This window comes from Aeromonas sp. 600774 (genome assembly GCF_049175075.1).
GTDB lineage: Bacteria > Pseudomonadota > Gammaproteobacteria > Enterobacterales > Aeromonadaceae > Aeromonas > Aeromonas veronii_A.
The window spans coordinates 108,023-127,772 of record NZ_JAAKUJ010000003.1 but is presented as its reverse complement, the minus strand read 5'-3'; the positions used below and the strand labels follow the sequence as shown (position 1 = coordinate 127,772).

General features: G+C 59.0%; 17 protein-coding genes. 4 read left to right on the top strand and 13 right to left on the bottom strand.

What is annotated here, in order from left to right:
- Positions 1-19: 19 nt before the first annotated feature.
- Genes G5171_RS04830 through G5171_RS04810 form a run of 5 tightly spaced genes read right to left on the bottom strand, consistent with a single transcriptional unit; the run spans position 20 to position 4,345 of the window.
- Positions 20-652: a tetratricopeptide repeat protein gene (locus tag G5171_RS04830; RefSeq protein WP_337072446.1), complete on the bottom strand. Its 633-nt coding sequence runs from the start codon at positions 650-652 to the stop codon at positions 20-22.
- 1 nt (position 653) lies between these two features.
- Positions 654-1,523: an SDR family oxidoreductase gene (locus tag G5171_RS04825; RefSeq protein ID WP_216978197.1), complete on the bottom strand. Its 870-nt coding sequence runs from the start codon at positions 1,521-1,523 to the stop codon at positions 654-656.
- A gap of 34 nt (positions 1,524-1,557) precedes the next feature.
- Entirely contained in the window at positions 1,558-2,211 is a 654-nt protein-coding gene (locus G5171_RS04820) for a TenA family transcriptional regulator (RefSeq protein ID WP_202001792.1), read from the bottom strand.
- A complete protein-coding gene (locus G5171_RS04815) occupies positions 2,208-3,674 on the bottom strand; it encodes an AMP-dependent synthetase/ligase (RefSeq protein WP_421212299.1) in 1,467 nt (488 codons plus the stop codon). Before G5171_RS04815 ends, G5171_RS04820 begins: the two co-directional genes overlap by 4 nt.
- On the bottom strand, positions 3,671-4,345 hold the full coding sequence (locus G5171_RS04810; protein WP_421212298.1) for a thermostable hemolysin: 675 nt from the start codon (positions 4,343-4,345) through the stop codon (positions 3,671-3,673). The genes G5171_RS04815 and G5171_RS04810 overlap by 4 nt, the downstream gene beginning before the upstream one ends.
- A gap of 144 nt (positions 4,346-4,489) precedes the next feature.
- Between G5171_RS04810 and G5171_RS04805 the strand changes: the two genes are divergently transcribed.
- The 3 genes from G5171_RS04805 to G5171_RS04795 all read left to right on the top strand — a co-directional run bounded on the left by G5171_RS04805 (position 4,490) and on the right by G5171_RS04795 (position 7,271).
- Entirely contained in the window at positions 4,490-5,131 is a 642-nt protein-coding gene (locus tag G5171_RS04805) for a class I SAM-dependent methyltransferase (protein ID WP_201946281.1), read from the top strand.
- A gap of 72 nt (positions 5,132-5,203) precedes the next feature.
- Positions 5,204-6,430, top strand: a complete 1,227-nt coding sequence (locus tag G5171_RS04800) for a winged helix-turn-helix domain-containing protein (protein ID WP_421250665.1) — start codon at positions 5,204-5,206, stop codon at positions 6,428-6,430.
- 55 nt (positions 6,431-6,485) lie between these two features.
- A complete protein-coding gene (locus G5171_RS04795) occupies positions 6,486-7,271 on the top strand; it encodes a substrate-binding periplasmic protein (RefSeq protein ID WP_041234336.1) in 786 nt (261 codons plus the stop codon).
- Positions 7,272-7,394: 123 nt separating this feature from the next.
- Here the strand turns inward: G5171_RS04795 and frdD are convergent, their stop codons facing one another.
- The 7 genes from frdD to mscM form a co-directional block, all read right to left on the bottom strand.
- Positions 7,395-7,751: a fumarate reductase subunit FrdD gene (gene frdD, locus G5171_RS04790; protein WP_005347976.1), complete on the bottom strand. Its 357-nt coding sequence runs from the start codon at positions 7,749-7,751 to the stop codon at positions 7,395-7,397.
- A gap of 10 nt (positions 7,752-7,761) precedes the next feature.
- Positions 7,762-8,160: a fumarate reductase gene (locus G5171_RS04785; protein WP_033112664.1), complete on the bottom strand. Its 399-nt coding sequence runs from the start codon at positions 8,158-8,160 to the stop codon at positions 7,762-7,764.
- A gap of 16 nt (positions 8,161-8,176) precedes the next feature.
- On the bottom strand, positions 8,177-8,911 hold the full coding sequence (locus G5171_RS04780; RefSeq protein ID WP_421259904.1) for a succinate dehydrogenase/fumarate reductase iron-sulfur subunit: 735 nt from the start codon (positions 8,909-8,911) through the stop codon (positions 8,177-8,179).
- Positions 8,904-10,688 (bottom strand): fumarate reductase (quinol) flavoprotein subunit, encoded by a 1,785-nt coding sequence (gene frdA / locus G5171_RS04775; RefSeq protein ID WP_041210004.1) that lies wholly within the window; start codon positions 10,686-10,688, stop codon positions 8,904-8,906. The genes G5171_RS04780 and frdA overlap by 8 nt, the downstream gene beginning before the upstream one ends.
- A 510-nt stretch (positions 10,689-11,198) precedes the next feature.
- Entirely contained in the window at positions 11,199-13,076 is a 1,878-nt protein-coding gene (locus G5171_RS04770) for a methyl-accepting chemotaxis protein (protein WP_421259903.1), read from the bottom strand.
- A gap of 155 nt (positions 13,077-13,231) precedes the next feature.
- Positions 13,232-13,915 carry a glycerophosphodiester phosphodiesterase gene (locus G5171_RS04765; protein WP_421250662.1) on the bottom strand — a complete coding sequence of 228 codons (684 nt, stop codon included), beginning with the start codon at positions 13,913-13,915 and terminating at the stop codon, positions 13,232-13,234.
- A gap of 24 nt (positions 13,916-13,939) precedes the next feature.
- The gene (gene mscM, locus G5171_RS04760; RefSeq protein ID WP_421259902.1) at positions 13,940-17,218 is read right to left on the bottom strand and encodes a miniconductance mechanosensitive channel MscM; all 3,279 of its coding nucleotides are present in this window, start codon (positions 17,216-17,218) and stop codon (positions 13,940-13,942) included.
- Positions 17,219-17,373: 155 nt separating this feature from the next.
- Between mscM and G5171_RS04755 the strand changes: the two genes are divergently transcribed.
- Positions 17,374-18,711, top strand: a complete 1,338-nt coding sequence (locus tag G5171_RS04755) for an MATE family efflux transporter (protein ID WP_421259901.1) — start codon at positions 17,374-17,376, stop codon at positions 18,709-18,711.
- An 88-nt stretch (positions 18,712-18,799) separates the two neighbouring features.
- Here the strand turns inward: G5171_RS04755 and G5171_RS04750 are convergent, their stop codons facing one another.
- Positions 18,800-19,621: a peptidoglycan DD-metalloendopeptidase family protein gene (locus G5171_RS04750; protein WP_421259900.1), complete on the bottom strand. Its 822-nt coding sequence runs from the start codon at positions 19,619-19,621 to the stop codon at positions 18,800-18,802.
- Positions 19,622-19,750 lie beyond the last annotated feature (129 nt).

Sequence of the window (19,750 nt, the reverse complement as noted above, 5' to 3'; positions counted from 1 at the left end):
TCTTTGATCCATCAGGGGTTTATAGCTTTGCCAGCCGTTCGCGGATCTCCATTCTGCGCCCTTCGTCGGCCACTTCCCGGCCCGGGCGGGCCGGGGCGGCCAGCGCCTTGTCGAGGTAGGTTTTGGCCTCGGCCTTGCGCCCCTGATCCAGCAGGAAGTCGCCATAGAAGAAGTTGGGGTCGATGCCATCCGGATTGATGGCCAGCGCCTGCTTGAGCAGTTGCTCCGCCTTCTCGTCATCACCGAAGCCGACCGGCCAGCCGGGTACCTGATAGTAGAGAGAGCCCAGACTGGTGTAGGCAGAGCCGTCCAGCGCCTTGGGGTCTTGCTTGAGCGCCAGCTCCAGCTTGGCTTTGGCCTCTTTCACCAGTCCCAGTGCCCCCAGCCCCCCTTTGGCCCCCGCCCAGGTGCTCTTGACGATGGCAGACCAGATCAGCAGATCGGCGCGAAAAGGCTCCTTGGCGCTGGCCGTTTCGGCCCGGGTGCTCAGGGTCTCGAGGCAACTCTCTTTCGCTTTGCCGGTCTGTTGATACTGGCAAACTGCCCACTGCTGCTGGATGGGCGCGAGAGCATCATCCGCGGCCATGACCGAGGTGGAGCCCAGCAGGATGGCGATGGCACAAGCGGTCACTGATTGACGGACAAAGTTCATATTAATGCTCCTTCTTGGTCGGGATCGGGCGAGAAAAGTCTGGTTGCGGCGCACTGTTGGCGCATACATCAGTCGTCCCTGGCTGAAGATGTCGGGCATAACGCTTGATGATCGGCAGCTGTCTGGCCAACGCCTTGTCGACGATGCCGGGCAGCAGGGCATTGAGTCGTACGAACAGTTTTTCCGGCCAGCCGAGCCAGCTGCGGCGGGTCTCGTTGCACAGGGCGATGATGGCCTCTTCGGCTACCTCTTGCGGGCTGTCAGTCTGGGTGCCGAGCGCTGCATTCATCTCGTAGGCGGCCTCGGAATTGAGCTTGGTGCGGGTGGCGCGCGGAGCAAAGTGCAGCACCTTGACGCCGCTCCCCTCCAGCTCCCGTCCCAGCGCCTCGCTAAAGCCGCGCAGGGCAAATTTGCTGGCGCAGTAGACGCTGTAACCGGGGTAGCCAATGCTGCCCAGGCTCGACCCCATGTTCATGATGATCCCCGGCTTGCGCAATCTGGGCAGCAGGGCGCGGGTGAGCTGGATTGGCGCCTCGATATTGAGCAGCAGCTGGCGCTCCACCTGCTCAAAGCTCTGATCTTCCAGCCAGGCAAACTGGTTGCAGCCAGCGTTGTTGATCAGGATGTCGAGTCCATTCTCCAGCGCCGGGTGTTGCAGCAGCTTGGCTCGCTCCTGTGCAGAGCCGAGGTCGGCGAGCACCACCTGATGGCGCTCGGGATGCGGCAGTGACTTGCACAGCCGTTCCAGCACAGGAGCACGGCGACCATGCAGCAGCAGGTGGGCCCCCTGGGCCGCCAACTCCTGCGCGAGCTCTTCACCTATGCCACCGCTGGCGCCGGTGAGCAGCACGAGTTTCCCTTCAAGGTTCATGGTGTGGGTTCCCTTTTTGCTGTCTGCTGCCAACTTATACAGTGGCGGTGAGGTTGTAGAGCATCTCGCCATAGAGACGATAAACCACCTTGGCCCCGTGAATGATGGCTGCTTGATCCGCCGGGCTCTCGACCCGATCCATCAGGGATTCAAAGAACTTGAGGTGCTCCTGATCCAGGGCGCCGTGGGAGCTCAGGTAGCTCATCGCCTGGGGTGGCAGGCCGAGGCCCTTTTTCAGCTGGTCGGCGACGGTGAGGGCGATGGCCACGCTGGTGCCTTCCAGCACCTGTACCATGCCGAAGAAACCCATGGGGTTGCCGCGCTGGATCTGGTCGTAGAGAAAGGCCACCATCAGCTCGATGGGCAGCCCCGGTTGGCCGTGGCGCACTGCCTCGGCATCACCGCCACAGGCGCGGATGTCATTGAGGATCCACTCCTGATGGCCATACTCCTCGTCGATGTATTCGGCAATGGCGCCGCGCACCCACTCGTACTCCTGACCCAGCTTGCCGCCGGTTGCCATCAGCAGCGGGACCGTGTGGCGCACGTGGTAGTAGGCCTGCGCCAGAAAGGCGAGATAGGTGTCACGGCTGATGTCGCCACGGCGGCAGGCTTCGATAATGGGGGCGTTGAACAGATGCTCACGCTCACTTGCAGTTGCTTGTTGCAGAGTCTGATAGAAGCTCATGACGATTCTCCTGTAAGGCATTGGCTGATTTGCCGGGAAAAGTGTTGGTAAATCTCGTTGCGACGTGGGCGCCCGTTGGCGGTCAGCAGGCCGGGATGCTGGTCGAGTGCCACCGGCAACCAGTGGTGCAGCCGGGCATAATCGGGCAGCCGCTGGTTCAGACCTGCGATCTGGCGTGGCAGATCCGCCTCTTTGCCCGGCAGGGGTTGGATCAGCGCCACGTTGGCGGGTTGACCATCGCCAAACACCACGATGCGGGCGATGGCGGGGCAAAGCTGTGCTTCGGCCTCCACCCACTCGGGTGAGAAGTTGCGGCCAAAGGCGGTGATCTGGACATTCTTCTTGCGCCCGGTGATATGGAGGTAGCCCTCATCGTCCAGATGACCCAGATCGCCAGTGGCAATCTGTTCGGGAGTCAGTTCGTTGCTGCCGAGATAGCCCAGCATGGCGCTGCCGCTCACCATAATTTCGCCATCGGTGGCAATGGAGACCTGACAGTGGGGCAGTGGACGCCCCACGCTGCCGGGCTTGTCAGCATCCGGACTGTTGAGTGCCACCACGGAGCCGCACTCCGAGAGGCCATATCCCTCATACACCGGCAGGCCGAGCTGGCGGGCGTGTTTGATCTGGTCGGGAGCCACCTTGCCGCCACCGACGGCAATAAAGCGCAGACTCTTGAGCTGCTGGGCCAGCACTGGGGTGCTGGTGCAGAGCGCCAGCAGCAAGCGCAGCAGTTCGGGCACCAGCACCAGACTGTGGGTCGGCCAGCGCAGCAGGGCCTCCCCCAGCATGGCTGGATTGAGCGAGCTGGAGCCGGTGAAGCCGAGTTCGCCGAGGGACGGAATGCGACTGCAAGCGCCGGTCAGCAGCGGCACATAGAGGCCGGTGATGTTCTCAAGCAGGGTCGCCAGCGGCAGCAGGGTCAGGTGTTTTTCCACCTTGGCTAGCGCGACCCGCTCAGCCAGCGCATGGCTCACCGCCATCATCTGGCTCAGTGACAGGCAGACGCCCTTGGGCTGGCCCGTAGTGCCGGAGGTGTAGGTGATCTTGGCGGTGCCTTTGGGCAGCGCCGGTCGATTGGCTGGTGTGTGGCGCCAGAGCGGCAGCTCTCCGGTGATCAGCGAGAGCGGCTCGGCGGCATGCCACCCCTGATGATGTGGGCCCACCAGCGCATCGGCGCCGCTGCTCTCCAGCAACCAGGCCTGCTGGGCCTGACTGAAGAAGTGGGGCACCGGGATGACCACGATACCGGCACGGGTGCAGGCGAGATCCAGCAGCGCCCAGGGCAGGCCGTTGTCCAGCTGCAGAGCCAGACGATTGATGTCGAGCTGTTGCAGTTGGCTGGCCAGACGCTGGATCTGTTGCCACAGGGTCTGATAATCGAGACGCTGCTGGCTGCTCACTAGTGCAGGCGACTGAGGATCCTCGTGGGCATGTTTGGCGATGGCGTCGAACAGGCTCATTGGGCGCACCTTTTTTGATTGGTCAGGTTGTCATTACTCTTGCTGGTATCGTCAAACAGGGTCGGCATGGGGGCCAGCAGATTGAGCAGCAGGCTGCTCTGGGCCAGCACCTCGCGCCCCTGATTGATGTCGCCCACCATCACCTTGGGTTGGCAACGGTAGTACTCACCCCAGGCATCGGCGTCGGCCCCCACCTGATGGGCCTGGGCGGGGGCCAGCTCCACCGGGTTGAGTTGCAGGCGGGCAAAGCTGTTGCGCAGCTTGGCGGTGCCGGTAAAGACCACGTAGTCGAGGGCGTTTTCACACAGCAGACGACACAGGGCCGCAAACATCAGGCGGGCATTGCCCGGTTCGCTGCAGGCCAGATTGCCCACTTCGATAATGCGGTGGCGTGCCGGATAGACCCCGAGGCGGGTGTTGATGGCCGCCTCGATGGGTTGCTCCAGATACTGTTCCAGATAGAGAGTCCCCTCACTGGCATGATTGAGACCACAGGCACCGACCAGCGTCCCGTCTGCCCGATAGAGACCCAGCAGGCAGGGGAGAAAATGGGGAATACGGGCATTGAACTCACGGGTGTAGGCGGCCTGGATATAGGTTTGCAGCGCCATGACCTGCTGCGGGGACTCGGCCAGGATCAACCGGTAGGGTGCTTGGATCTCAATGGTCATGGGTGACTCCTTCTCTTGCGATGGTTTGAGAGTAAAAGGGCAAACTTAAGAAACCCTTAAGGAGCAAAAAAAGTTGTCAGCGAGGCAGCGGGCAGGCAATCTGCGCCGCTGTTATCCAACAGGAAGCACCCAAGAGGAACCGTCATGTCATCCAACGTCTGCTGCCCCCTGTGTGCCAGTCATCGCAGTTATCCCCTGCCGGTGGCAGGCAAGCGCTATCATCGCTGCCTCGCGTGCGAGCTGGTCTGGCTGGATGAGGCGGATCATCTGGATGAGACTGCCGAGAAGGCGGTTTATGACAGTCACGACAACCGGGTGGATGATCCCCGTTATCGCACCTTTCTGATGCGGGCATTTGGCGAGGTGTTGAGCCGGGTGCCGACTCCTGCCTGCGGCCTCGATTTTGGCTGTGGCCCAGGCCCAGCGCTGGTGGCGATGGGGCGCGAGGCGGGTTACCAGATGGCGGGGTATGACAAGTTCTACGCCGATTTTCCCGAGTTGCTGACGCGCCAGTACGACTTCATCACCAGTACCGAGGTGATCGAGCATATCGCCGAGCCGCGTGCCGTGCTGAACAAACTGTGGGATTGCCTCAAGCCGGGCGGTGTGCTGGTGCTGCAGACCCAGCGGGTACTCGGTGACGAGCGGTTTAAAAACTGGCGCTATCGCCACGACCCGACCCACATCGTCTTCTTTTCCGAGGCATCATTTCAGGTGCAGGCCGCCAGCTGGCAGGCCGAGCTCAGCTTCCCCCACACCGATGTGGCGGTTATCACCAAACCTTGAACTGGGTGTATTCATTTGATCATGGATTGGGCATGCTGATCGCCTGACTTCTGGAACGGATGCCCTGTTTTCATGTCCATACCCCACATCTCACTGCAAGATGCCCGTCATCTGCAGCTGGCGGCGCAGGGGCTGCTCGTCCCCCGTCGCAGCAAGGCGACCCCGGCCAATCTGCTGGCCACCATTCGCCGAATGGCGTTGCTGCAGATTGATACCATCTCGGTGGTTGCCCGCAGCCCCTATCTGGTGCTCTTTAGCCGGCTTGGCCAGTACGAACCGAACTGGCTGGAGCAGTTGCTGGCCGACGGCGAGATCTTCGAATATTGGGCTCACGAGGCCTGTTTTGTACCCCGCGAGGATTACCGGCTGTTGCGCCACCGGATGCTCGACCCCGCGGCCATGGGCTGGAAGTTTTCGGCCAACTGGCTTGCAACCCATCAGCAGGAGATTGACCAGCTTATCGAGCGCATTCGTGACCATGGTCCGGTGCGGGCGATCGACTTTGAGCGCACAACAGGCAAGGGGAGCGGCTGGTGGGACTGGAAGCCGGAGAAACGCCATCTGGAGGTGTTGTTTACCACCGGTCAGTTGATGGTGCGGGAGCGGCGCAATTTTCAGCGGGTCTATGACTTGGCCGAGCGGGTCATTCCCGAATGGAGCGACCAGCTGCATCTGCCGAGTGTTGCAGAGGCGCAGCGGGATATGGTACGTGCCAGTTGCCGTGCGCTGGGGCTGGTCAAAACCGGCTGGGTTGCGGACTACTATCGGCTGCGGCGCGGCAAATATGATGTCCTGCTCCATCTGCTGGCGGACGAAGGTGAGCTGCTGCCGGTTCGGGTGGAGGGGTGGCAGCACGATGCCTTTGTGCACGTATCTCTGGCCGATGAGCTGATGCAGGTCAAGGAGGGCCGTCTCAAGGCAACCCATACCACGGCCTTGTCGCCGTTCGACCCGCTGGTGTGGGATCGCAAACGGGCCAGTGAACTGTTCAACTTCGACTATCGCATCGAGTGCTATACCCCGGCCACCAAGCGCCAGTATGGCTACTTTGTGTTGCCCTTGCTCCATCGCGGCAAGCTGGTGGGCAGAATGGATGCCAAGGCCCATCGCCAGCAGGGGATCTTCGAGATCAAGAGTCTCTATCTGGAAGTCGGGGTGAGAGTGACTCGCACGCTTGCACAGGATCTGGTGAAAGCCCTGCACAAGCTGGCTGATTGGCACCAGACCCCGCAGCTTCGTTATGGTGCCATTCCGGCCAATTTGCTGGCGTTATGGCATGAAAGTGTTATTGACGAATGAGCGCTATCCCTTCTGGACTAAGCTGCAAGAGGAGAAAACAGTTCGGGAGCGGGAGATGAAACGAGCGGTGACATGGTTGACTGGGCTTGTGCTGGCTAGCCTCTCACCCGTGCTATGGGCACAAGGACCTGTGGTACGGATCTGTTTGGGGGAGGGCAACGAGTGGGCTCCCTTTACCTACTGGGAGCGCAAGGACGGGGTGCCCGATACCAGCCGTCTGACCGGTTCGGCGACCACACTCGTGCTCGATGCATTGGAAAAGAGCGGATTGTCATATCAGATCCGCTATCTTCCCTGGGCGCGGGTCCAGCAGGAGCTGGCAGACTATCGCCAGAATGGTCTGTGCGAGTTGACCTGGGATGCCAGTTACAAACCGGAGCGGGCCGAGTTTGCTTTCTACAGCGTTCCTCTCTATTACACCCGCCTCGGCTTTTTCTATCTCAAGCGTCGCTTCCCCGACGCACCAGATTTACAGATGGTCAATCGCTCACGTGTGTGCGGGGTGATTGGCTATAACTACACCCCCTACGGTTTGGCACAGGAGCCACGCAGGGTGAGGCAGTTACAGCAGGCGCTCGATATGCTGGAGCGGGATCGCTGCGATTTTCTGCCAAGCGAAATTGAACCACTGGTGAGTGGCATCAGTCTCGGGATTTACCAGAGCGAGAGTGGATTGCTCAACCTCGTCTTGCCCAGCCGAAAGCAGTTTTACCTGCTGGTCAGCAAGGGCTCCCCCCGCGCTCACGAGCTGGTGAACAACCTCAATCAGGCTCTGGTGGCGTTTCAGGAAGGAGGGCATGCCGACGAGGTGATGCGCCGTTTCTTGCCGCCGATGGAGTAGGTGCTCATCAGGAAATGCAGCTGAAAAGGGCCAGCCTGAGCAATCTTGCTGGCCCTTTTCAGCTGTTCAGGAGGATAAAAAAACCGGGCAGAGTGCCCGGTTTGGTCTATCAGTCAGATGTGATTACTGGAGTACCAGTACCATCAGCAGGCCGACGGTAATGGCAGATACCAGGAAGGCAAAGCCATAGAACACATAGTGGTGCAGCTTGGTGGTGTGGATCCCGAGATCATGCAAACCGTGGTAGATACGGTGCATGCCGTGCCAGATCGGCAGAGCGATGATCACCAGCAGGATGCAGGCACCCCACCAGGAGCTGGCGAATTCGAGCACGCGCTCGTAGCTCATGGTCTCTACGTCCATGATACCCATGGGTACCAGCAGACCGGTGATGAGGACAATGACCGGCAGCAGCATGGCAACGACCATGCCACCCGCACCAAACAGACCCCAGTAAATTGGCTCGTCAGAACGTCTCATTGTTTTCTCCTCAGGCCACGATGATCAGGACAAGCAGGGATACCACAGCCAGCGCCACATACTGGGCGATGACGATCGGTTTCTCCGGCACCAGGTCTTCACCACGGAAGATACGCATGGCTTTCGGCGCCAGTGCGAACCAGGTCTTGGCGTGGAACAGGCAGGCTGCCAGCGCAATCACATGGAACAGGATGGCGATCGGGCTTTGCAGGGATTCCAGCCAGCCGTTGAACGCTTCCTGACCCTGTACCAGACGCATCAGACCCCACATCAGCACAACAGCGTAGATGGAGACGAAGATACTGGTGCCTTCGCGGATCATGTAACCGGTGTAGAAGGCGTTCTTTAGCCACCAGTCTTTCTTCATTTCGCGGACGTAAGGTTTACGTTTGCTTTCAGTGTTGTTCATGGTCTCAATCCTGCTCTCAATCTGGCTTGAACATGGCGATCATGTAGTCCTTGGCACTCTCTACCTTGCCAAGCTGGATGGCCGCTGCCGGATCGACGCCCTTCGGGCACACTTCGGAGCAGTAGCCCACGAAGGTACAGCCCCAGACGCCTTCGTCCTGGCTGATGATGCGCATACGCTCTTTGGCGCCGGCATCACGGTTGTCGACGTTGTAGCGATAGGCCAGAGCCAGTGCCGCCGGACCGGTGAACTTCTTGTTGATGCCGTACTGCGGGCAGGCCGCGTAGCAGAGACCACAGTTGATGCACTGGGAGAACTGCTTGTACTTCGCCATCTCCGCCGGAGTCTGGATGTACTCGCCATCGCACAGGTTGCGCGGCTCGCTCGGGATGATGTACGGCTTGATGCTCTCCAGCTTCTCGATGAAATCGGACATGTCGACCACCAAGTCGCGCTCGATCGGGAAGTTGTTGAGCGGCTCGATGGTCATCTTGCCCGGCAGATAGTCGCGCAGGAACGCTTTGCAACCCAGCTTGGGAACACCGTTGACCATCATGCCGCAGGAGCCGCAGATCGCCATCCGGCAGGACCAGCGGAAGCTCAGGGTAGAGTCCAGGTGATCCTTGATGTACTGCAGCGCATCCAGCAGAGACATCTCTCTCTGGTAGGGCACCTGGAAGGCCTGCATCCAGGGCTCGTTATCCTGCTCCGGACGATAGCGCAGGATTTCAATTTCAATCATCTCAGCCATTCTTCTTAGCCTCGTCTTGTTTCTCACCCTCGGAGCCGTACACGCGTTTTGCCGGCTGGGACTTAGTGATCTTCACATCGGAGTAATCGATGGAGGGCGTTTCGCCATTGTTGTAGAACGAGAGCGTGTGCTTGAGGAAGTTCACGTCATCACGCTCTTCGTAACCATCCAGACGCTGGTGGGAACCGCGGGACTCTTTACGATTGATAGCGGAGTGAGCCATGGCTTCTGCCACGTCCAGCATGTAGCCCAGTTCGATGGCGTACAGCAGGTCGGTGTTGAAGACAGAGGACTTGTCGTTGATCTTGACCTTCTTGTAACGGGCTTTCAGCTCGTTGATCTTGTCGATGGTGCCCTGCATCAGCTCTTCGGTACGGTAGATACCGACACCGGCCTCCATGGAGGTGCCCAGTTCGTTGCGAATATCGGCCGGGTTCTCGGTGCCATCGATGTCGAGCAGGGAGAGGTGCTGCTTGACCAGAGCCTCGGCCTTGGCGACCAGCGCTTCGGTATTGCCATGCTTCTGGGTCTTGGCGAATTCACCGGCCTGTTCACCAGCCAGCTTGCCGAATACCACGATCTCGGACAGGGAGTTGGAACCCAGACGGTTGGCGCCGTGCAGACCAACAGAGGCACATTCGCCAGCGGCGTAGAGGCCGGCCAGACGGGTGGCACACTTGTTGTCGGTCTCGATACCACCCATGGTGTAGTGGGCAGTCGGACGTACCGGGATGGGCTCTTTGGCCGGATCCACGTTGACGTAGGCTTTGGCCAGTTCGCAGATGAACGGCAGACGCTCTTTCAGGTACTTCTCGCCGAGGTGACGCAGGTCGAGGTGAACTACATCGCCCATCGGGCCCTGGATCACGCGGCCTTTCTGCTGCTCTTGCCAGAATGCCTGGGAAACGCGGTCGCGCGGACCCAGTTCCATGTATTTGCTCTTCGGCTGGCCGATCGGAGTTTCCGGGCCCAAGCCGTAGTCTTGCAGGTAGCGGTAGCCATCCTTGTTGAGCAGGACGCCACCTTCACCACGACAACCTTCGGTCATCAGGATGCCGGTACCCGGCAGACCGGTCGGGTGATACTGAACGAATTCCATGTCACGCAGCGGTACGCCGTGACGATAGGCCAGCGCCATGCCGTCACCGGTCACGATGCCGCCGTTGGTGTTGTAACGGTAAACACGACCAGCGCCACCAGTTGCCAGAATCACGGATTTGGCCTGGATGAAGCGGGTGATGCCGTTCTGGATGTCAAAGGTCAGAACGCCCTGAACGCGACCATCTTCCACGATCAGGTCGAGGCAGAAGTGCTCGTCGAAGCGCTTGATGCTCGGGTATTTGACGGAGGTCTGGAACAGGGTGTGCAGAATGTGGAAACCGGATTTGTCAGCGGCGAACCAGGTACGGGGAACCTTCATACCACCAAACGGACGCACGTTGGCTTTGCCATCCGGCTTGCGGCTCCAGGGGCAACCCCAGTGCTCCAGCTGGATCATCTCTTTGGTCGCATTGTTGACGAAGTAATCGACAACGTCCTGCTCACACAGCCAGTCACCACCGGAGACGGTGTCGTTGAAGTGGTTTTCGAGGGAGTCGTCATCACGAACGACACCGGCGGCACCACCTTCGGCTGCCACGGTATGGCTACGCATCGGATAGACTTTGGAAATCAGGGCGATATCCAGGTCTGGCTGTGATTCGGCTATAGCGATAGCGGCGCGCAGGCCGGTACCGCCGGCACCGATGATGGCTACATCGGTCTTGATAATATCCACATCTGCCTCCTTAGGGATAGATTTGCTGGGCACGATTTTGCTCTATGAAAAAAATTCAGGCTTGATGCAAGTCAAACAGCTTGGTTTTATTCCATTTTTCGTAGTTATTTTTTTCTAAAACACCCTGATCCCTGGATGAAAATGTCGTAATTTTCGTCATTTTTTGGTGTTATTGAGCAGTAAAACACCTTGCTACGAAGACTTTAACTTCCGGATTATACGTAGTTTTCTTTCAATAAAATGCGAATCACCTCTCTTTTTAGGTACTCACAAAAAAAATTTTAAGTTTTTTATTAAAACTTTTTAATGATAATTATTGGCATTTAAATATATGCATAAAAATTACTAATCCTTTCCTCGGCTGAAAAAGTGGAATATATCCAATGGGGGCTACTGCATGGCGGGGGTGACAGGAAGGTGAGGAGGCGACGGTAGTGTTAGATTACTCACTGATAATTAAGCGATATTTAAAAAAGTAAAGGGGCCTGTACGGCCCCTTTTTTATCATCGTCAGATCCGGAACATACCGACCTGATTACTCAATTCACCCGAAATATTTTTAAGTTGTTCAGAGAGATGGCGTGAGCTGTCGGCATCTACGGCCAGCTCGTCCGAGACATCTTTCACCGCCTGAATGTTGCGGCTGACCTCGTCAGTAACGGCTCGTTGCTCCTCGGCGGCGCTGGAGATCTGGGTCGCCATGTCGGAGATCTGATTGATGGAGGAGGTGATCTGTTCCAGCGCCTGGGTGGCGTTGTTGGCGTCATCCACGCTGTTCTGGGCCAGCAGCTGTCCTTCATGCATGGTGCTGACTGCCCCCTGTGTATTGCGCTGCAGGGTCTCGATCATGCTGCGGATCTCGACGGTGGAGCTATGGGTGCGCTGTGACAGCACCCGCACTTCGTCTGCCACCACAGCGAAACCCCGGCCCTGTTCGCCTGCACGGGCTGCTTCGATAGCTGCGTTGAGCGCCAGCAGGTTGGTCTGTTCGGCGATGCCCTGAATGGTGGAGAGGATGGTGTTGATCTCCTGAGCGTTCTTCTCAAGCTCCTGAATAATGTCCGACGCCTGGGCAACCTGGGTGGCCAGATCGGTAATGGAACGCTGGTTGCGGGCAATAACCTGTTTGCCATGTTCACAACTGCTGCTAGAGGAGCGGGCTGCTTCGGCGGTCTGTTCGGCGTTGCTTGCCACTTCAACTGCAGTGGCCGACATCTCGTGTACTGCAGTAGCGATCTGGGAGATTTCGTTTTGCTGACGTGCCAGCCCCTGATTCGCCTTCTCCGCCATGCTGTGGGAGGATTTGGCCTGCTGATTAAGCTGGGTCGAGGAGTTGGAGATATCCTGCACCATCACATGGATCCGGTCGATGAAGGTGTTGACGTGCTTGGCAACTGCGCCCACCTCGTCTTCCCGCTCTATCTTGATCCGGCGGGTCAGATCGCCATTGCCGCGTGAGAGATCGGCAATCGCTTCGCCCAGGGTTTTCAGGGGGGCCAGCGAACCATTGATGGCGACATAGGAGAAGCCAGCCACGATCAGTATGGTGATAAGCCCCTGAATGAGGGAAGAGGTGACCATGCTGCGCACCGACTGATAGGCGGTCTCCTCATCCACCATCATGCCGTAATACCAGTTGGTATTGGGGATGGCGTTAAAGTCAAAGACCTCTTTCTTGCCGCTGATCACCAGTTCGTTGATCGTACCGTCATGAGCTATCTGGTTGATGTAAGATGCGGTCAACTCAGGGGCTAACGCAGTGGCGGGTTTCAGGCTCAGGGAGGCATCTGGGTGCGCGATGATGGTGCCATTGCTGTCCACCAGCATGGCGTAGGTGCCCTCGGTGGTGACCGCTAGAATATCCGAGATCAGTGAGCTGATGGAGACGTCACCGGCGATGACCCCCTGGGTATTGCCGCGCTGGAACGGCTCGGCAATGGTGACAATCAGCTGGCCGGTGGAGATGTCGGCATAGGGGGCTGTAATGACCAGCTTGCCTGCGGCGACCGCGTCCTTGTACCAGGGGCGTTGACGTGGGTCATAACCGGCGGGCAAGTCGGTTGGTTTGCTCTGGATCATCTTGCCGTCTGCGGTACCGGCATAGACCAGGTCGAAGCCACCGGCATTCATGGACTGGGCCAGATGACTTATGGGCTCGTCTTCTTTGGCGAATGCTTCCTTGGTGGTGCTGACCATGCTGATCCGGGAGTCGACCCAGCGGGAGATCCCCTTGACGTTGGCCATGGAGCTTTCGTCGATGATGTTCCAGACCAGTCGCTGGGTCTCGCTGCGCAGTTGCGAGGTGTTGTACCAGACCTGCAGGCAGGTGATCACCAGAATGATGACCCCGATAGCCAGGACAAGCTTGTTTTTAATGGATAAGTTCATAGTTACATCCTTGTGAGCGTCAGTCTGAAGTGTGTGTGGAATCTAGTTATTGTTATGAGCCTCTGTTTATCGGCTGAAGTTGAACTCTTTGTATCCCGGTCAGCTATTTAAAGTTAGTGCTTAAATCAGTGGTTATCCATGTGCGTATCGCCCCCTCACTGCGTCAGAAAACGATCTGGTCGATTGGTGAAGATTCCATCGATCCCCATGCTAGAGAGCGTTTCATAATCTTCTGGATAATCAACGGTATAAACCAGAACTTTGAGCCCCCGGCGATGTGCATCATCGACCAGCGCGGCGTCGATGAAATCAACATCGCAATTGATGGACCAGGCCCCCAGCTCGTCGGCAAACTGCGCCAGGTTGAGCGGCAGGCTGGCGGTCAGAGCACCGAGCCGGATATCGGGCCGCAAGGCGGCAAATCGGGCCAGCTCCGGGTGATGGAAGGAGGAGACCACCCACTGGCCGGGAGTAAAGCCCAGCTCGGCCTCTGCCCGTCGGGTCAGGTCAGCCACCGCATCGGCGCTATGGGCCCCCTTGAGCTCGATATGCAGCTCGCAGCGTCCGGCGATGATCTCCATCACCTGCCACAGGGTCGGGAGCACCTCTCCCTCACCGGCATCGAGCTGCTCCAGATAGGAGCGGGATTGCTCGGTCAGCACCCCCTTGCCATTGGTGCAGCGCTCCAGCCGCCGGTCGTGGAAGACCCACAACTCGCCATCGGCCGCCTGCACGTCGATCTCGATGGCTGATGCTCCCAGCTCCAGCGCTTTGGCCATCGCCTTGAGAGTGTTTTCGGGGGCCAGGCCGCTGGCGCCACGGTGGGCAATAATCTGCATGTTCTGCTCCTTTCAACTCGCGGATCAGCCGCGACTCAGGTGAATGTCGATCTGTTGATGGGGCAGGGTAAGTCCCTGCTGTTGCATCTTCTCCAGCACCAGCGAGTGAACCTCGTGAGTGATGGGCATCCGGTGATCCATGTTGTTGACGTAGAGGCGGATCTCGTAGATCAGCGCCGAGTCGGTGAATTCGATCAGGAATACTTCCGGACTGGGGGTCTCCAGTACCAAAGTAGAGGCATGGATCGCCTCCTCAAGAATACGTTGCACCAGTTTCGGATCACGGGTCAGACCGATCCGGATACGCAGTTTGACCCGGGTTATCGCATCGGAGAGCGACCAGTTGATGAACTGCTCGGTGATAAAGGCCTTGTTGGGCACGATGATCTCCTTGCGATCCCAATCCACTATGGTGGTCGCCCGGGTTTTGATCTTGGTGACGGTGCCGGTGAGATCGCGAATAGTAACAGTGTCACCGAGCCGGATTGGTTTCTCGAACAGGATGATGAGGCCGGAAACAAAGTTGGCGAAGATCTCCTGCAGGCCGAAACCCAGCCCTACCGAGAGGGCGGCTACCAGCCACTGGGTCTTCGACCAGTCGATACCGAGCATGGAGAAACCGGTGAGGGCGCCAACGAGGATCACCAGATACTTGCTGATCGTGGTGAGTGCAAAGCCGGTTCCGGGAGAGAGGCTGAGGTGCTGAAGCAGGGTCAGCTCCATCAGCCCCGGCAGGTTGCGGGCGGTCACTACGGTCAGGATGAAGACGAAGGCGGTCAGCATCAGATCCTGCAGGGTGATGGCGGAGAGCTGCTCGATGCCACCAATCTTGCTGCTCACCTGCCATACCTCGATATTGCTGAGGAAGCTGAACGCCGAGTTGAGATCCGACCATTGCACTACCACCAGCATGGTGAAGCCGAGCATCAGCAGGGTGCGCACCAGCCCCAGCGACTGGGCGCTGATGGTGTCGAGGTCCAGCTCAGTCTCTTCCACCACATCGGGGATCTCCGAACTTAGCTCCTCCTGATTGTCGTCACGGCCGCGCTGGGCCAGCATCTCGGCCCGCTTGCTCTTGGCACGCTCGAAGGCAAGGCGGCGGCGCTGGATCAGCATCCAGCGTCTGGCCAGATAGTAGATGAGCAGGCAGCCCAGCCCCATCAGCAGGCTCAGCTCCAGCTGGCGCAGCAGGGTACGCGAGGTATAGAAGTAGCCAAACAGGGAGCCAATCACCGCCAGCAATGGTGCCAGCATCAGGCTGTTCCAGATGAAATGATGCAGCAGGTGGGGCTTGGTCATGTCACTCTGGCCCCAGGTGAGCGGTAGTCGCTCCCGGTTGAGGCGGGCAAAGAAAAGCAGCAGCCAGAGCGCGCCGATCATGAAGGCCATCCGGCCGAGGGAGTCGTAGAAGGCGTGCTCCTGATAGCTGTTGGCCATCCCCTGCACGAAGAAGCTAGGGATCAGCACCAGCAGCAGGGTTCGAAACTGGTTCCATACCTGCTGGACCCGCTCTTTTGGCCAGCGGAAGTGAAGGATCAGGATCCCCCGCTCGAGCGTCAGGTGACGGGCCATCACCAGTGCCAGCAGCAGAAACCATATTTCCCCAAGTCCACGCCCGATCGCAACGGCGAACGGGTATTGCCAGGCCCCTTCGAGCAGGCCGCGAACCATCAATACCATTGCGGGCAGCGGCAAAGATGCAATCAGGGAGCGCAGCAGCAGGCGGCTGGTGAGACTGAATTTATCCTGGGTCACCTTGCCGATACGCGGTGCTATGTAGTCGCAGAACTGGCTCAAATGGCGGGCCAGTTTGATCCAGCTCCAGGTCAGCACCAGTAGACCAAGGCTGGCCAGGGTGAGAGTGATAGGACTGTTCTCGGCGATGGCATAGGGCAGTTGCAGCCAGTTGTTCGGGTTAAAGGCCAGGGCCAGCGCGGCAGGAATACCGAGCATCACCTGCGGCGTAAAGGGGCGCACATCCGGCAGCCAGAACAGGTGGCTGGCGCTGAGTTCGCGGATTTCGTCGATCTTGCTGTTTTGGCGACTATAGAGCAGTTTGAGCCTGGTCTGTTCCTGGATCAGGGTGTCTGATGCATCGTTTAGTCGGGTCAGCAGTTGACGACGGGCCTTGAGCAGGTTGTCGAGCACCGCTTGCTGTGGCCGATCGAGCGTCACCTCCTCTTCGGCCATCAGCTTGTCGCGCAGCTGGCGGGTATCCTTGAGCCCATCCTGCTCGCTCTCGTACTGGTACTTGGCCATGCGGGCATTGACGATCTCCGACTCCAGTTTGTCGAGGGGGAAATAGGCTGGCAGGTCGGAAAGTTTGCTGCGAAGGTTTTCACCATAAGCCGTACTGATCTGCAGCCACTCCAGCTGTTCCCGTACCGAGTTGACCAGATCGTTTAGCTCAAACAGATTCTTGTCGATGGTGAGCTGTTCGTCCTGCACCCGCTCAATCTGATCCTCCAGCGTGCCGAGCTGGATCGAGAGCGCCTGGTTTTTTTGCTGCTGCTCCAGCAGCAGCGGCATGTCTGTGGTGAGCTGCTTGCGCAGCCGCTCGCTCTCTTTGAGTGCCAGCTCGGTTTTCTCCCGTCGCAGCTGGTTCTGCTGGGCCAGCAAGCTGGCTTGCCACTCATCCTCATCGGCGATGGCCAGATTGAGCTGTTGCAGTTTCAGCTTGCCAAGATCGTTGCGCTGCTGGGCGGAAAGCTGCTCCAGCTCCAGCATCTGGATCCGGTCGGAGAGGCTCTGCTCCTTCATTCTGGTCAGCAGCAGCTGTGCCTCCTGTTGGCGATCCGATTCGCTGCTGAAGCTCAGTCGCTCCAGCTGGCTGCGGGTCAGTTGCAGCTGTTTGCGCAGATCGTCCACCCGCAGGTGATACTCCTGCCCGGTACTCTCCAGCTGGTTGAGGCTGTCCATCACCCCCTGCCGCTCCTTGCGCAGGTTGAGCTGGCGGTTGCTGCTCAGGCCTATGGCCTGGCGCAGCGCCTCCTCCTTGAGGCTCGCCAGCGGCGGGCGAGCAGCGGGCTGATAGTTGTGCAGGCTCTCCTTGAGCCGTGCCGACTCCTTGGGGTAGTCGATAAGGATCTGCTGATAGGCTTTGCTCTGTTCCCGGTAACGTAGCGCTTCTCTGGCATATTGCAGCGCCTGCTGGTAGCTCTCCCGCAGCTTCTGGTTTTCCGGGGTATCGCTTTTGGGCACGCTCTGCAGCAAGGCTTCGGTCTGGGCAATGGCATCATCAGCTTGTGCCGCGGGAAGCAAGAGCAGAGAGAGCAGCAGAAAGGTGAGCATGCGTTGCAACATGAGGCTCGTTTCCGTTCAGAAAGGGTGGTCCTAGCCTAAAGCAGGGCCAGGCGCTGGGTAAAGCAGTCTATATTAATGATTCGTAACACAAATAACAGGAAGTCATGCTGTCCTTTCGCTATTATCCCTAGCGCTTTTTCTGCACTGGGCCACATATGTCAGCCGTTGATCTGGGCACTGCCCCGCTATCTCGCCTTTTCTGGCGTTACGTTACGCCGACTGTGGCCGCCATGCTGGTCACCGGCATCTATGTCACCATAGACGGCATCTTCGTCGGTCATATTCTGGGTCAGGACGGGCTGGCCGGTCTGATGCTCGCTTACCCGATTTGTGCCGTGCTCTATGCAGTCGGCGCCCTGATAGGCATGGGCGCATCGGCCCTGGTCTCCTTTCATCTGGGACGCGGCGAGCAGCAGAAGGCCCGCCATATTGTCGGCAATGCACTGGTGATGGTGCTGCTGGCCGCGGTGCTGCTTGCCTACGTCGGGATCCGTCATGGCGACACCATGCTGGCCTGGATGGGGGCCGAAGGAGAGATTTTCAGCGCCGGTCTGGCCTATCTGCACTGGTATGCCTGGCTCGGCGGTTTTGCCATTCTCTCCATGGCCTTTACCGCCCTGCTGCGCAATGACGGGCGCCCGGGGCTCACTACCTGGATCCTGGTCGGCGGCGGCCTGCTCAATGTGCTGCTTGACTATCTGCTGATGGCTGTTATTCCGTGGGGACTGGCAGGTGCCGCCATCGCAACCATGCTCTCCCAGGCGGTGACCGGCGGGCTCTGTCTGTGGCACTTCTTTACCCCGCGCAGCAAGCTGCGGATTGGTTGGGATACCCTGATGCCAAACTGGCGGCTGATGGGGGAGACGCTGCGTCTCGGAGTGTCGAGCTTTCTGATGTACCTGTACCTCTCGGTGGTGCTGGCACTACACAACAAGGCACTGCTGGCCGTAGGCACCTCCCTGCATGTGGCTGCCTACGGGGTGATCAGTTATACCGAGGCGTTCTTCTATCTTATCTTTGAGGGGATCGCCATGGGCATTCAGCCTATCGCCAGCTTCAATGCGGGAGCAGGCAACTGGCTGCGGGTGTTGCGGGTACGCAATCTGGCACTGACCGTGACGGTGGCCATCGCGCTGTGCGGTATGGTACCGCTCTACCTCTGGCCGGAGGCGGCTGTTTATCTGTTTGCCGGCGACAACGCGGCTCTCTTGCCGGTGGCGAGCCTCGGGATCTGGCTCTACTTCTGGGGGCTGCCGATGGAGGGCTTGCTGCTGGTGGGGGCCACCTATTTCCAGGCCATCAATCGGGCCCGCATCGCCTCCCTGCTCACCGGTGGCAAGCTGGTGCTGATCGGCGGTTTCTTGTGGGGATTCTCGACCCTGTGGGGCGTGCCCGGGGTATGGCTGGCATTGCCTAGCTGCAGCTTGTTGCTGGTGCTGGTGATGTGGCGGGCGATGCATCGGGAGTCCGGCGCCCACGCACTGGCCGAATAGGTAATCAGGTTCGACGTGCAGATAGCAGACAGGCAGCCATGGGCTGCCTGTTTTGTTAGAGGATGTTTTGTTAACGGGCTCTGCCGATTCAGGGCTTGAAGGCACCGATAAAGATGGCGGGATCGACCCGGGTGTCGTTGAGGCTGACGTTCCAGTGCATATGGGGGCCGGTAGCGCGGCCGGTCGAACCGACTCGCCCGACGATGCCGCCACGCGGCAGGCTCTGACCGAGCTTCACATCGATCTTCGACATGTGGCAGAACATGCTGATGAGCCCCTGACCGTGGTCGACAAAGACGGTATTGCCATTGAAGAAGTAGTTGCCGATCAGGATCACCTTGCCGGCGGCGGGGGACTTGATCGGGGTGTCGGCGCCCACTGCGAAGTCGAGGCCGGAGTGGGGGTTGCGCTCCTCGCCATTGAAGAAACGACGCAGGCCAAACGGGCTGGATAGGGGGCCGTTGACCGGCTTGTCGAACAGCAGGTTGCTCGGCTGGTTGGGGCTGAAGGTCTGGTAAGCTCGGGTTTGCTCCGCCAGCTCGCGGTTGATACGGGTCATATCTTCGGCGAGCGGATTGACCTGACGGCTGTTCTTGAGCTTGATGTGCTGCTCGCGGTAGTGCTTGGGGGTGACGCTGAAGTCGAGAGTACGGCCATCACCTGTGCTCAGTTGCTGGGCGCCGGGCGTGCTTTTCAGAGAAATGCCGACGATGGCGATCCACTGGTTGTCTTCGCGCACTACCAGCACGGGTTTGTCGTGATAGCGAGCCGTGGGGGCAGTGGGTGACGCGCCAAGAGGGATCACCGCAACGCCACCCGGCACCGGATGGTTGAGCAGGCGACCGATAAAACCCTCGGCCAGGGCTGACTGGCTGGCCAGTAACAACAACAGACAACACACAACTCTCATGACGATACCACTCGATGTTAAAACGCCCGGGATGGCGGGATGACAACCCCCTGTCCGGCATTCGCCGATCACTAAAGGGTGATCACGACATGCTGGCCACGACAGGCGCGGCTGGAGGAGGGGACAGAT

What these genes read in the sequence shown, in the direction of transcription:
- G5171_RS04830 (WP_337072446.1), bottom strand. Translation starts at nt 652, where the DNA reads ATGAACTTTGTCCGTCAATCAGTGACCGCTTGTGCCATCGCCATCCTG.
- G5171_RS04825 (WP_216978197.1), bottom strand. Translation starts at nt 1,523, where the DNA reads ATGAACCTTGAAGGGAAACTCGTGCTGCTCACCGGCGCCAGCGGTGGC.
- G5171_RS04820 (WP_202001792.1), bottom strand. Translation starts at nt 2,211, where the DNA reads ATGAGCTTCTATCAGACTCTGCAACAAGCAACTGCAAGTGAGCGTGAG.
- G5171_RS04815 (WP_421212299.1), bottom strand. Translation starts at nt 3,674, where the DNA reads ATGAGCCTGTTCGACGCCATCGCCAAACATGCCCACGAGGATCCTCAG.
- G5171_RS04810 (WP_421212298.1), bottom strand. Translation starts at nt 4,345, where the DNA reads ATGACCATTGAGATCCAAGCACCCTACCGGTTGATCCTGGCCGAGTCC.
- G5171_RS04805 (WP_201946281.1), top strand. Translation starts at nt 4,490, where the DNA reads ATGTCATCCAACGTCTGCTGCCCCCTGTGTGCCAGTCATCGCAGTTAT.
- G5171_RS04800 (WP_421250665.1), top strand. Translation starts at nt 5,204, where the DNA reads ATGTCCATACCCCACATCTCACTGCAAGATGCCCGTCATCTGCAGCTG.
- G5171_RS04795 (WP_041234336.1), top strand. Translation starts at nt 6,486, where the DNA reads ATGAAACGAGCGGTGACATGGTTGACTGGGCTTGTGCTGGCTAGCCTC.
- frdD (WP_005347976.1), bottom strand. Translation starts at nt 7,751, where the DNA reads ATGAGACGTTCTGACGAGCCAATTTACTGGGGTCTGTTTGGTGCGGGT.
- G5171_RS04785 (WP_033112664.1), bottom strand. Translation starts at nt 8,160, where the DNA reads ATGAACAACACTGAAAGCAAACGTAAACCTTACGTCCGCGAAATGAAG.
- G5171_RS04780 (WP_421259904.1), bottom strand. Translation starts at nt 8,911, where the DNA reads ATGGCTGAGATGATTGAAATTGAAATCCTGCGCTATCGTCCGGAGCAG.
- G5171_RS04770 (WP_421259903.1), bottom strand. Translation starts at nt 13,076, where the DNA reads ATGAACTTATCCATTAAAAACAAGCTTGTCCTGGCTATCGGGGTCATC.
- G5171_RS04765 (WP_421250662.1), bottom strand. Translation starts at nt 13,915, where the DNA reads ATGCAGATTATTGCCCACCGTGGCGCCAGCGGCCTGGCCCCCGAAAAC.
- mscM (WP_421259902.1), bottom strand. Translation starts at nt 17,218, where the DNA reads ATGTTGCAACGCATGCTCACCTTTCTGCTGCTCTCTCTGCTCTTGCTT.
- G5171_RS04755 (WP_421259901.1), top strand. Translation starts at nt 17,374, where the DNA reads ATGTCAGCCGTTGATCTGGGCACTGCCCCGCTATCTCGCCTTTTCTGG.
- G5171_RS04750 (WP_421259900.1), bottom strand. Translation starts at nt 19,621, where the DNA reads ATGAGAGTTGTGTGTTGTCTGTTGTTGTTACTGGCCAGCCAGTCAGCC.